At 38.7% G+C, this 13,278-nt stretch carries 11 protein-coding genes; 6 read left to right on the plus strand and 5 right to left on the minus strand.

Translation table 11 applies throughout. The annotated features are described in order from the left end of the window. Window positions 1-32 precede the first annotated feature (32 nt). Together I5M19_RS05105 and I5M19_RS05110 are read right to left on the minus strand one after the other, a co-directional pair. Window positions 33-2,702, minus strand: coding sequence for a ThuA domain-containing protein (locus tag I5M19_RS05105; protein WP_200064836.1), 2,670 nt, complete (start codon window positions 2,700-2,702; stop codon window positions 33-35). A 180-nt stretch (window positions 2,703-2,882) separates the two neighbouring features. Beyond that, window positions 2,883-4,670 carry a glycoside hydrolase family 15 protein gene (locus I5M19_RS05110; RefSeq protein WP_200064839.1) on the minus strand — a complete coding sequence of 596 codons (1,788 nt, stop codon included), beginning with the start codon at window positions 4,668-4,670 and terminating at the stop codon, window positions 2,883-2,885. A 435-nt stretch (window positions 4,671-5,105) separates the two neighbouring features. Between I5M19_RS05110 and I5M19_RS05115 the strand changes: the two genes are divergently transcribed. Beyond that, window positions 5,106-7,358: a bifunctional alpha,alpha-trehalose-phosphate synthase (UDP-forming)/trehalose-phosphatase gene (locus tag I5M19_RS05115; protein ID WP_200064842.1), complete on the plus strand. Its 2,253-nt coding sequence runs from the start codon at window positions 5,106-5,108 to the stop codon at window positions 7,356-7,358. Window positions 7,359-7,412: 54 nt separating this feature from the next. Here I5M19_RS05115 and I5M19_RS05120 read toward each other — a convergent pair whose 3' ends face one another. Then, on the minus strand, window positions 7,413-8,096 hold the full coding sequence (locus I5M19_RS05120; RefSeq protein ID WP_200064844.1) for a VIT1/CCC1 transporter family protein: 684 nt from the start codon (window positions 8,094-8,096) through the stop codon (window positions 7,413-7,415). A gap of 238 nt (window positions 8,097-8,334) precedes the next feature. Here I5M19_RS05120 and I5M19_RS05125 point away from each other — a divergent pair, with 238 nt between their 5' ends. Genes I5M19_RS05125 through I5M19_RS05145 form a run of 5 tightly spaced genes read left to right on the plus strand, consistent with a single transcriptional unit; the run spans window position 8,335 to window position 11,632 of the window. Beyond that, window positions 8,335-8,760, plus strand: coding sequence for a QcrA and Rieske domain-containing protein (locus I5M19_RS05125; protein WP_200064858.1), 426 nt, complete (start codon window positions 8,335-8,337; stop codon window positions 8,758-8,760). A gap of 13 nt (window positions 8,761-8,773) precedes the next feature. Next, window positions 8,774-9,214, plus strand: coding sequence for a thioredoxin family protein (locus I5M19_RS05130; protein ID WP_200064862.1), 441 nt, complete (start codon window positions 8,774-8,776; stop codon window positions 9,212-9,214). 13 nt (window positions 9,215-9,227) lie between these two features. Continuing rightward, window positions 9,228-10,154, plus strand: coding sequence for an FAD:protein FMN transferase (locus I5M19_RS05135; RefSeq protein WP_235985762.1), 927 nt, complete (start codon window positions 9,228-9,230; stop codon window positions 10,152-10,154). Between the two features lie 7 nt (window positions 10,155-10,161). Further along, the gene (locus tag I5M19_RS05140; protein ID WP_200064865.1) at window positions 10,162-10,386 is read left to right on the plus strand and encodes a DUF4266 domain-containing protein; all 225 of its coding nucleotides are present in this window, start codon (window positions 10,162-10,164) and stop codon (window positions 10,384-10,386) included. Between the two features lie 28 nt (window positions 10,387-10,414). Then, window positions 10,415-11,632: a DUF3570 domain-containing protein gene (locus I5M19_RS05145; protein ID WP_200064869.1), complete on the plus strand. Its 1,218-nt coding sequence runs from the start codon at window positions 10,415-10,417 to the stop codon at window positions 11,630-11,632. 29 nt (window positions 11,633-11,661) lie between these two features. Here the strand turns inward: I5M19_RS05145 and I5M19_RS05150 are convergent, their stop codons facing one another. Continuing rightward, window positions 11,662-12,153, minus strand: coding sequence for an isoprenylcysteine carboxyl methyltransferase family protein (locus tag I5M19_RS05150; RefSeq protein WP_200064872.1), 492 nt, complete (start codon window positions 12,151-12,153; stop codon window positions 11,662-11,664). 1 nt (window position 12,154) lies between these two features. Further along, window positions 12,155-13,213, minus strand: a complete 1,059-nt coding sequence (locus I5M19_RS05155) for a type III polyketide synthase (protein ID WP_200064875.1) — start codon at window positions 13,211-13,213, stop codon at window positions 12,155-12,157. Window positions 13,214-13,278 lie beyond the last annotated feature (65 nt).

Raw genomic sequence — 13,278 nt, forward strand, 5'->3', positions numbered from 1 at the left:
ATATTCACCGTAAGTATAAGATCAGTAGTTAATTATTTAAGAGAATATATCCAGCCAATTATCTTTTCAGCATCATCGGGTTTTAAATTAGGATGCGCAGGCATCGATACATCGCCCCAAACACCTGTACCGCCTTTTATTATTTTTTGAGTAAGGTGATCGGTTGAGGCTTTGTTATGAGGATATTTTTTTGATACATCTGTAAAAGCAGGCCCTATTGATTTTTCATCAACCTTGTGGCAAACTTTACAATCAAGCGATAGCATTAATGCTTCTCCTGCCGCATTTGCTTTTGCATTGGCCATTTCGGCACTGCTTAATTGCTGCCCTGCCATTATAGTAACAGGCTTGCCTTTAGTCTCTGCATTTTGATCGTCTTTTACGGTAACATTTACTATATAGCTACCGCCCTTTGTATAAGTATAATCTAATTTTGGCTCGGTAGTGAACTTAGTTGTACCGTCGCCTAAGCTCCAGGTATAAACTACTTTTCCTTTTTCCGGATCTTTTGCTTCAACAGCTAATGAAACTTTCAACGGAAGCGTGCCTGAAGTTTTATTGCTTGTTATGGTTCCTACTTCAGGTGCAAGATTACCACTGTTATAGTCTATACGGGCAAGTCCGGCATCCTTGTTTTTAGCGAACCACCCTGAACCGTATTCCAGAATATAAATTTTGCCATCCGGGCCGGTTTCCATATCAATTGGCGCGTTAAACTTGGTTCCGGCCATAAATGGTTCCATTTTATCCAGATCGCCATTTGGTTGTAATGTTAATACTTTTATCCATCCCCGGATCCAATCATAAAAGAAAACTTTTTTATCAAAGTAATCGGGCATGCGGGTTGCTTCCGGGTACATATCTGTATAATAAGCAGGCCCTGCCATAGCCGTTCTGCCGCCAGAACCTACCTGAGGGAATTCTTTAGATGGTCCGTAAGGATACCATATAAATGCCGGTTGCGCAGGTGGTAAGTTTTGGATACCTGTATTGTTTCGTGAATTATTTACCGGATGTTGCGGATCAAAAGCCGGGCCGGATACGCCAGTATCGTAATTGTAAGGGTGATAGGGTATATTGTTACCTATAAACAACGGCCATCCAAAAAAACCTGCTTTACGTGCCTGGTTAAATTCATCATAACCACGCGGGCCACGGGTATCCAGGCTATCGGCATTTGCATCCGGGCCAACTTCGCCCCAGTATAAAAAGCCGTTTTTCTTATCTACCGAAATGCGGTAAGGGTTTCTGTCGCCCATTACATAAATTTCCGGACGGGTTTTTGGTGTGCCGGGTTTAAACAGATTACCTTCCGGGATAGTATAAGTACCATCTGATTGTACGTTGATACGTAAAATTTTACCTCTCAGATCATTACTGTTTCCGGCAGATCTGCGGGAATCATATTGCTGATGACCCGGACGGTCATCTAAAGGCGCAAATGCATGGGTGTCATACTTGTTGTTTTTACCTTCATCAAAAGGAGTGGAGTTATCCCCGGTTGAAAGGAATAAAGTGTGATCGTTACCAAACGCTATGGAACCACCTGTATGACAGCATATTTCGCGTTGAGAATATAGTTGTAATATTACTTTCTCCGATTTATTGTCGATAGTATCGTTTACAAATGTAAATCGTGACAAGCGGTTTACGGATGTATCCGCAGGGCTATAATAAATATATACGTAGTGGTTGTCTTTAAAATCCGGATCGGCTTTAATACCTAAAACACCTTCTTCTGCATTAACACCTGGTGTATGCGTTTTCCAGTAGGCATTTAAAAAGCCTACCTGTTTTACACTTTTGGTGCTGTTCTTATAAAGCATTATTTCACCACGGCGTTGTGCTACCAATATATCCAGATTGGGTAATATGGTCATTTCTGTAGGTTCAAAAAAGGTGCCCTGTATTAATGATGTTTTTGTGAAGCGACTTTCGTCAGGAACACGTAATGTAGTACACTTACTGTAATCCAAACCATCATTATCCCCAATGGCATATTTTATACCGCCTAACAGGTGTTTTAAATAAGTGGGGTCAGAATAAGATTCGTCAGTATGTCCCATCTCGGTATAAAAAGATCTGCCGCCCTCAAAATCATGGTACCAGGCTATAGGATGATTATCGCCATTTGTACCTCCTTTATAGCTTTTTTCATCGAGTTTTATCAGCACGTGAATATCTTTACTGATATTTTTAAAGTTATACCATTCATCGGTTCTTTTCCATTCATCAGGCAGGTCTTTAGTTGAAGGGTGATCCTTATCAACAACATGCAAGGTGGCTTCCTGTATCTGTGGATGGCTGTCAAAATAGGCGCCTACCAAACGGCCATACCACGGCCAGTCGTACTCGGCATCTGAAGCAGCATGTACACCCACAAAATTACCCCCGGCTTCCATATACCTTTGCAGATCGGCCTGTTCATAATTACTTAATAAATTACCCGTAGTATTTAAAAATATTACCGCGGCGTATTTATTTAAATTTTCTTCGCTAATGCTTGTCGAGTCAGAACTGGTGTCTACATCAAAATTGTTTTCATTCCCCATCTTCATAATGGCATCTACTCCGGCGGGTATAGATTCATGGTGATATCCGGCGGTTTTGGTGAAAACTAAAACTCTTGGTTTGGATGATTTTTTAGTACAGCCAAGCACCAAAATACTAAACACAATAAGTAAGGTATATTTGTAGCGCATAAAAAAGGTTTTTTTGGATTTAATGGTCAACTATAACAACAGGGGCATTATTGTGTACACTTAACGCATTAAAGATAGTATGCATTTTATAAAATGAAGAATTTTATATGCAATATATATCCTTTTACGCAAAAAAGCCTTCAGATTTTAAACTGAAGGCTTTTTGTTGACAATGTAATCTTATAAAAATATGGGTTTGTCCAGTTTCATGGCAATACGGTAGGCGGCGTTCATTAAACCCACATGACTGTATGCCTGCGGAAAGTTACCCCATTGGCTGCCGGTATTTTCATCAACGTCCTCGCTGAATAATAACAGGTCGTTACAGTATTTCATCAGGTTCTCAAATTCACGGATGGCATCATCCAGGCGACCTACACAAGCCAGTGCTTCAACATACCAAAAAGCACATATCAAAAATGTTGTTTTAGGTTTGCCAAAATCATCAGCATATAAATACCTGTAAAATAAACCATTATCTGTTTTTAGCTCTTTCTCGAGTGCAATTAAATGGTCCTTTGCTTTTTGGGAATTTGGATCAAGGTAATTCATCATTATCAGCTGCAGCGTGCTGGCATCCAGATGTGGCACATGGGCAGCATTGGTGTAAACTTTACGCACCGGGTCATAGCAGCTTTCAATATGTGCCGCGGCACGGTCCTTTAAAGCATTGGCCCGGGCTTCCAGTTCCTTGTTATCAATGGTTATAGCCATTTTCGCGGCTGCGTTACAACCGGCCCACTGAAAAAGGTTACTGTAACAATGTATGTTGGCTATGTTCCGGAACTCCCATATTCCGGCGTCCTTTTCATCGAGCGTACGCTCTATTTTGTTAAGCAACGATTCTACCCAACGGTCGGAATCTTTTCTCTCCCTGAAAATAAATCGGTGATCAGTATAAAGAGGCAGCAGGGAAATTAATACTTGCCCGTAAATATCATTTTGGATATGCTCGTAAGCCTGATTGCCAATACGTACCGGTTTATTATCCAGGTAACCACTTAAATAATCAAGCTCTTTTTCTATGAGTTTCTTTTTACCCGTAATGCCATACAGGGGTTGATAACGAAACTCTTCTCCTTCTGAAAAAGATATGTTGGTTACGTAGTTAAAATACTGTTCCATCTCTTCGAAATGACCAATATGATTTAACGAAGTAAGCACGTAGTACGTATCACGTAACCAGCAATAGCGATAGTCCCAGTTACGTCCGCTTTGATCGTACTCCGGCAAGCTGGTTGTGCTTGCGGCAATAATAGCCCCGGTATCTTCATACTGGTGTATTTTTAAAACCAAGGCCGACCGGATCACATATTTCTGGTAAAATCCTGCAATAGCAGAGTGTTTTATCCACGTTTGCCAGTACCTTAATGTCGACCTTAAAAAACTTTCTGCGGTCGATTCTAACGCTGCCTCTAATGGATCTCCGTAGGATAGCAGCAGATATTTAGCTTCGGTAAGCTGAAAATATTGTTCGTCGACAATGTAACTAACAGGGATGCTGGTAGTGAGGCGAATGGTTTCTTCGCAACCGGCATAATCTATATGGTTGCTGCCCCGACGTAATTTTAATTTCTGCTTGCCGTAATCGCATACCGGCGCGCACTTTACCCGTATGCGTGGTTGTCCGCTTATCGGCTCAATCTTACGGATCAGCATTAACGGTCTGAAATATCTCTCGTACTGATAAAAACGGGGCGCAAAATCGGTGATTCGGTAACTGCCTCGTTCATCCGTTACTTCGGTACACAATACGTTACTGTTTTCAATATAGTATTGTTTAGAAGTATATTCACCTTCCGGGAGTATTGAAAATTCGCCGCCTCTTTCAGTATCTAATAAGCTGCCAAAAACAAATGTACTATCAAATTTTGGCCAGCACAACCATGCTACATTGGTGTTTTTATGTATGTGCGCTAAAAACGCACAGTTTCCTATAAGACCTGTAGCGTATGTATGTTTCTCCATGTTTATTTAAGTAGCGGTAAATTTTGTGTGTGTTCGCAAACTATTATATAATATCAAACACCACAAGTATTTGTTTGGATTTTTTTATGTGAAATGCATTTATCAGCAAAAAGCTAACTTAAAAACCATCATAATTTTACACTTATTTAAAAACAAATTTCGGCTATAATTGCTTATTTAATTAGCTTATTAAGCCGGGTTTGCCAATGGCATTACAGATTTACAGAAAATTTTAATAATGATGAGCGAGCAGTTATATAGGAAGAAAACAGGGCTAAATATAATTTTGTACCTTTGTTGCGCTTATATAACACAGGTGTTGTACTAACATTTATAGTTTAGCTCTCTTTTTTTGAATACGCTTTACCTGTAAGCAATAGCTGGCACATCCGGGTAACTCAGCATTATTAATACTACTTTTTATTAAAAATATTCATGCAAAAAAAATTATTCATTATTTCTAACCGATTACCATTAACAGTTGAACAAACTGAAAACGGAACTACTATAAGGCAATCATCCGGCGGACTGATATCTGCCATAACTGCTTATTTAGGTAGTGGCGGAGCAGATACTTTTAATGAAACTATTTGGGCCGGGGTTACCGATTGCAGCGAAAAAGTTTGGAATAGCGCTAATAATCTGCAGGAAAAAATGGACTATACCTATATGCCTGTGTTTATGAACAGTAAAACATATCAGTCATATTATAACGGATTTTCCAATTCATTACTATGGCCTCTTTTCCATTATTTCCCTTCTTTTGCTGAGTATAATTCTAATTATTTTGACGCATATATAAACGCAAATAAAATATTTGCAGAGTTATTAGCTAAACATATAAAAAAGGACGATGTGGTTTGGGTGCATGATTATCACCTGTTGCCGTTAGCCGGAATGCTCCGCAAAAAATTCCCTACTATAACCATTGGCTTCTTTTTACATATACCGTTCCCATCGTATGAGTTGTTCCGGGTTATTCCGAAGCAGTGGCAACGCGAAATATTATCAGGAATGTTAGGTGCAGATCTTATTGGTTTTCATACTCTCGACTACGCTTCTCACTTCCTTTCTTCAGTGGAAAAAGTTTATAAGGTTGAACGCGATGGTCAATATCTTTCATGGGAAAACAGACAGATTAAAGCCGATGCTTTTCCAATAAGTGTTGATTACCAACAGTTTAATGATGCCTATGATGAAGTAGATAATTCACAGGTGAAAAATGATTATCTGGAGTTAAAAGGTGATAAGCAGATGATATTTTCTGTAGACAGGCTTGATTATACTAAAGGGCTGCAAAGCAGGCTCAAGGGTTTCAAGAAGTTTTTAGTACAAAACCCTGAATATATTGGTAAGGTGGTTTTCGTTCTGGTAATAGTGCCATCCCGCGACTCTATAAAAAAATATGTGGAAAGGAAGCGGATGCTGGATGAGTATATAGGCAGCATGAACAGTACTATGGGCAACATTAACTGGCAACCCATAATCTACCATTATAACCACCTGTCATTTGAGGAGCTGGTTGCTTTATATACAGTTTGCGATCTTGCACTTATAACGCCGCTTCGTGATGGCATGAACCTGGTATCAAAAGAGTTTGTAGCCAGCCGTAAAGATAAAAAGGGTGTGCTTATACTCAGCGAGATGGCTGGCGCTGCCAGGGAACTCACCGAGGCGCTGCTAATTAACCCTAATGACACTACCGAAATTGCGGATATGATAAAAACCGGATTGGAGATGGGTGTGGAAGAACAGGAAGAAAGAATGATAGCTATGCAAAAGCGCGTTAGCCGATACGATGTAAACTCATGGGCGGCCGACTTTTTTGGCCAACTGAAACATGTAAAAGGCTTACAATTGCAGTTTGAGATAAAATTCCTCGATAGCTTTGCTAAAGCCCTGCTGTTGGAGAATTATTCAAAGGCGAACAAGCGTTTAATATTACTGGATTATGATGGTACCTTGGTGCCATTTTCCAAAAAACCATCATTAGCATCTCCCGGAAAGAAAATATTAGAAACATTAAAGGAGCTTTCTGAAAACCCGCTCAATGATGTGTATATCGTTAGTGGGCGTGATAGTAACACTCTGGAAACATGGTTAGGACATCTGCCCGTAGGCCTTATTGCTGAACATGGTGCTAAAATAAGACATAAAGGTGCTAACTGGGCCTCAGAAATTACCGACGAGATAAAAGACTGGATGCTGAAGATTGAAAAGATAATGGATAATTATGTATCTAAATGTCCGCATACTTTTATCGAGAAAAAAGAATTTGCTATGGCCTGGCATTACCGTAATGCCGACTTGGTGCAAGGTAGCATAAGGGCGAAAGAGCTTTATGAAGAACTTGCTGAGGTAACATCGCAATTGCCGCTTAATGTGCTTAATGGCAATAAGGTGATAGAGGTGCGTAATAAAGGTGTAAATAAGGGGAATGCTGTAGGCAAGGTTTTAAATACAGAAAGTTATGATTTTGTACTTTGTATCGGCGATGATAAAACAGACGAAGATATGTTTAAAAAGCTTGCAAATGTTAAAGAGGCCTTTACCATTAAGGTTGGTAACGAGGCCACCTTTGCAAAATACAATCTGCACTCATCATATCTTGTTCAATCCTTGTTAGAGACTATCTACTTGTATCCGCAGAAAAATATTAGTATAGATAGTTTAGAAACCCACGGGTAATAAACAACGTAAAAAAATAAGGTCTGTAATATTAATTATTACGGACCTTTTTAATTATGTAATAATTTTGGCGACTATAAAGGCTGCCGCTGCTGCTAACGCTCCTATTATAACTACTTTAACTGCACCAGTGAAAGGTTTTTGGCCGGTTACCTTGCTTTTGAAATAACCAAATACAAAAAGACATATCAGAGTTAATATACAAGAGTAATAAAGCGCTATTTGTGAGTTTTCAATAAAAAAATATGGCGATAAGGGTATAATACCTCCAGCTATATAAGAAACTCCAATAGTAATGGCACTTTGGGTCGCACGGTTAGCTACCGGTTCTTCTAAACCTAATTCAAAGCGCATCATAAAGTCCACCCATTTATCTTTATCGCGTGCCATTTCATCAGCTATTTGCTGTTGCAGCGCTTCTGATAGTCCAAAGTCGGCAAATACTTCTTTTACTTCGGCCTTTTCCTGGTCGGGTACGCGTTCTACCTCATCATATTCTCGTTTTAACTCAGCATTGTAATGGTCCACCTCGGTACGGCCCGCTAAAAAGCCTCCTAAACCCATTGCAATACTGCCGGCAACAATTTCGGCTATACCGGCGGTTACTACAAGCGTTGAGGAAGTTACTGCCCCACTCAAGCCTGCAGCCAGCGCAAATGGTACGGTTAACCCGTCAGACATCCCGATAACTATATCACGTATGGTGTCTGAACTTCTTAAGTGTTTTTCCTGGTGCATATGTGCTATAAATATACATACATAATAAACTATTTGTTGCCTGTTATGGTGTGATATGTTAATACAGAATTAAATTAATTTTAATTAAAGGAATGCTTGATCAGGTAATTGTTAAAAGGTGTTAAATCAACCAAATTTCATGCTAACTACAGAATCTGACTGTATTATTGACCTATAAAAAAGCTTACTTGTTTTTGACTTGAAGTCGCTCATTTATTTCAATAAAAAAAAGAATACGATGGACAGAAAAGAGTTTTTAAATGCGGTTGGATTAAGCGCCGCTACAATAACAGCATTAAGCTGTACGGGCTGCTCTAAAACTTCAATGGGGCCGGGCTCTGCAAATAATCCGCCAAAAGGTGTTGACTTTACACTGGATCTTTCTGAAAAAGCGAACGCCAACCTACTTGTAAACGGCGGCTTTGTGGTATCAAACAGTATTATAGTTGCACGTACTAATTCCGGTGAATACATTGCCGTGCAGCAATCCTGCACACATGCTAATTATCCGTTAACCTATGAGAGTAATAACCAACAGTTTTTTTGCAATAACCATGGTGCAACCTTTACGGAAAAAGGTATACAAACCGGAGGCCCCTATAGCCAACCTCTTAAGGTTTATAACACTACTCTTACCAATACTTCACTACGTGTTTATTCTTAATACCTAAAAAAATATGAAACAAATATTAACAATTTTAATTTTCACATTAACAATCTCTCATGTGAGCTGGCTCGGTAATTTTGAAGACGCAAAAAAGGAGGCGGTATCTACTCATAAGCATATACTTATCAATTTTTCAGGATCGGATTGGTGCGGGCCATGTATAATGCTAAGGAAGCAAATTTTAGAATCATCAACTTTTGAAAATTATGCTTCAGATAATTTAATACTGGTAAGAGCTGATTTCCCCCGGCAAAAAAAGAATAAGTTAAGCAAGGTTCAAGTAAAGTTAAATGAAGCTTTGGCTGATAAATATAATCCGGATGGCAAATTCCCTTTTACCTTATTGGTTGATGAGCATGGTGCTGTATTAAAAGAATGGGATGGGTATCCGAATGAGTCTCCGGAAAAATTTGTAGAACAAATAAACCAATACGCAGGTGCAGGCAAGTAACGATTTATTGCAAATGCCTGGGTTTTTTAAGCGGATAGTAAAATTAATGGGTAACCGTTTTGAAATTACTATTATAAGTAATGATGCAGAACAGGCGAATGAAAAAATTGATTTGGCAATAGCTGAAATAAGTCGTATTGAAAAATTGCTTACAACTTTTAATGATGATAGCCAAACTAATGAGATAAATGCCAATGCGGGTATTAGGGCTGTTAAAGTAGACAAAGAAGTTTTTGACTTGATAGACAGGGCACTGAAAATATCGGCGCTTACGCAAGGTGCTTTTGACATAACCTACGGTTCGATAGATAAAAGCTTATGGAACTTTGATGTACACATGAAGTCGCTTCCTGATGTGGAAACTGCCCGTAATTCAGTAAGATTGATAAACTATAAAAATGTGATCCTTGATGCGCAGCATACAACGGTTTATCTGAAAGAGAAGGGAATGCGAATTGGTTTTGGTGGCATAGGTAAAGGCTATGCTGCTGATAGAGCTAAGTCATTATTGCAAAAAATGGATGTACTTAGCGGCGTGGTTAACGCCGCCGGTGATCTTATAACCTGGGGAACTCAACCCAATGGGAAGCCCTGGACAGTTGCCATTGCCGACCCAGACCAACATCTTAAACCTTTTTCAACACTCAATATAAGTGATATGGCAATTGCCACATCAGGCGATTATGAAAAATATGCGATTATAAACGGTAAAAAGTATTCACATACCATTGATCCTAAAACCGGGCTACCGGTTAGTGGTATTAAAAGCGTAAGTATAATAAGCCCGAGCGCAGAATTCGCCGATGCTATGGCTACTCCCGTATTGGTTATGGGTGTCAGGGTTGGATTGGATCTGATTAATCAGTTACAACAGACTGCGTGTATTATAATTGATAGTAATAACAACGTTTACACTTCAAAAAATATAAATATCAAATAATAATATTATGAAGAAGGTTACTCTGTACTTCACCATTCTGAGTTTGTGGCTTTTGTATAGCCTGTCATCATGTAAAACGGTAAAATCTTACCAAAAAAACCGAATAAACGATACCGAAATGGAGCTTAACGCCAGGAAGACACAAAAATTCGAACAAAATTTTCAGCTATACAGAGAAGGTGCTTCCGGTGCAAATGGTGGTAAAAGTGGTGGTGGTTGTGGCTGTAATTAATCAATTAAACTATAGTTAACACCAAATCATGAGAAAAATATATTTATGTGTGGCAGCCATGTATCTGGGGATGGTGGCATCCTACGGACAAACCAAACCTGTTAAGGACTCGTCTAACTACAAATCAAAGGAACTTACTTTTGATGAGGTCAATTTCGTATCGGCTTATTATAATCAAAACGGAAATAATTCTGCGGTTACAGGTGGAATAGGTACAGAAAAGTTAAACGATTTTGCTAATACATTTGATGTACAACTTTCCAAGTACGGAAAAAACGTACGAAAGAATACCTTTTTATTTGAATTGGGTGTGGACCATTATACATCTGCATCTTCAGATAAAATAGATCCGTACAGTATCTCTTCAGCTTCAAGGCAGGACACACGTGTATATCCGTCGTTAAACTGGACCAATAGTGATGATAATTCAGGAAACGCTTTTGGTTTCACAGCATCCTATTCGCATGAGTTTGATTATCAGTCTTTCGGTGGTGGGTTCAATTTGACCAGGGTTTCAAAAAATAAAAACACCCAGTTTGATTTTAAATTGCAGGCTTTTTTAGATACCTGGAAAGTTATATTGCCTGTAGAACTCCGCCCGCCTGGCTACGGCTCCGGATCAAACCGCGATGATAATCGGCCGGTTGATTATAAGCCACGAAATTCTTTTAGTACTTCATTTTCGCTTTCGCAGGTGCTTACAACACGCATGCAGGTTCTTTTGGTTGTCGAGCCATCTTATCAACATGGGTTATTAGCAACCAAATATCAGCGCGATTATTTTACGGACGGATCAGAACGTGTGGAAAATTTGCCTGATAACCGATATAAATTGCCCATAGGATTAAGACTTAACTACTTCTTAGATGACCATTTTATTGTTAGAGCTTTTTACAGGTATTATATGGATAACTGGGGAATAAGGGCTCATACCGCTGAATTAGAGGTGCCGGTTAAACTTACATCCTTCGTATCTGTTAGTCCGTTTTACAGATACAGTACACAAAATGGTACGAGATATTTTAAACCTTACGGGCAGCACGATCCAACAGATATTTACTACACCAGTGATTATGATCTGTCGAAATTGCATAGTAATTTTATAGGTGCCAATATTCGCCTGTCTCCTCCGGGGGGTGTTTTTGGGTTGCCGCAACTAAATTCTTTTGAATTAAGATACGGGCATTATATCCGGTCAACAGGGTTAAATAGTAATATAGTTACTCTGGCGCTTAAATTTAAATAGGGATAGGGTAGGTAGATTAATAAATAATATTATCTAAATCCCCACGCTCTTTCTTCTTCTCTTATGCGAACATAAAGCATAAGGGCGTTTAACAGTGTAAATATTATCGCAGTATAATAAAGATCAAACACCATGGGGATTACAATTATCTCACAAATAACTATGAAATAATTAGGATGCTTAAATATCTTATAAGGGCCTTTTTTTATAAAATCGGCGTTAGGTACCCTTAATATTTTTGTGTTCCAGTATTTTCCCAGGGAGGCTATGGTCCACAATTTGAAAGAGATAAGTAAAATAAAAATGAACATTAATATATTATTGAAATTCCCACCGCGAAGCAAGTATTCAACTATTATGGATAGGATAAAAAGAGTGTGTAATAATATCATATACGGATAATGGGATTTTCCGTATTCTACAGCTCCATTGTCTAACGCCCATTTTTCATTCTTTTTGGCTACAACAAGCTCGGCTAACCGCAGAAATATCACGAAGCATATAAATAAGATAAAATACATTTTAGTTATTTTTCATATTAAGCAACACCATTTCGCTACTAAAACCCGGCCCCATCGCCAGCATTAACCCGTAACCATCCTCAAACCCTTCCGTCATAAATTTTTCTAATACATACAATACCGTTACGCTCGACATGTTTCCGTTATCATTCATCACTTCTCGGGTATTTTTCAGAAAATCTCCCTCTACCTTTAGTGTGTTGGTGTATGCATCTAATACCTTTTTACCACCGGGATGGAATATGAAATTTTTAATATCTTTCAAATCCAGGTTTTGTTTTTTCAGGAATGAATCAATATCTCCTTTGATGTTATCATTAATGAACGTAGGGATATCTTTAGAAAAGAGCACCTTAAAGCCCGTATCTTTAAAATCCCAACCCATTACATCTAACGAATCGTAATATAATTTACTGCTCGCGTTAACATATGTAATACCACTTTGCTGTTTATGATTATCACCCATCACAATACATGCAGCTATGCCATCTGAAAATAAACTGGACCCAATAAAATTACTTTTACTGTAGTCGCTTTTTATTAGTGTTAATGAACATAATTCAACGGCAACAAGCAATACTACAGCATCCGGGTTTGCCAATGCCAGTGTATTTGCTTTTGCCATGCCTGATACACCGCCACCACAACCTAAGCCCCATATTGGGGTACGATTAATATGCGGATTAAGTCTCAATTTATTAATGATCTGCGCATCCATACTTGGCGTTGCCAGGCCTGTTGTAGATACAAAAATAATGTCTGTGATATCAGCTTTGTTAATGCCTGCTTTAACTACGCAATCTTCAACTGCTGCAACCGAATATTCAAGCGCATTGCTTAAATAAGCGTCGTTACGTTCTTCAAAAGTATTAGGTTCTGCATAATAACTAATTGGCTTACAAAAATTACGGGTAATGATTTCGGTATTGTCAAAAGCATGTATAAGTCTGTCAACCTGCGGAAAGTTTTCAGCAAATAATGACCGAGCCTGTGCTTTTACGTCTGGTTGTTTTATTTTATAAGGCAGGTCGATTTTTGAGACTGCTGAAATATGCGGCATTATAATGTATTTGAGTGATTTATTGTAAAAGGTATAGACGATTAATTTGTTTTAATTGATGAGGT

This window comes from Mucilaginibacter segetis (assembly GCF_016522075.1).
GTDB lineage: Bacteria > Bacteroidota > Bacteroidia > Sphingobacteriales > Sphingobacteriaceae > Mucilaginibacter > Mucilaginibacter segetis.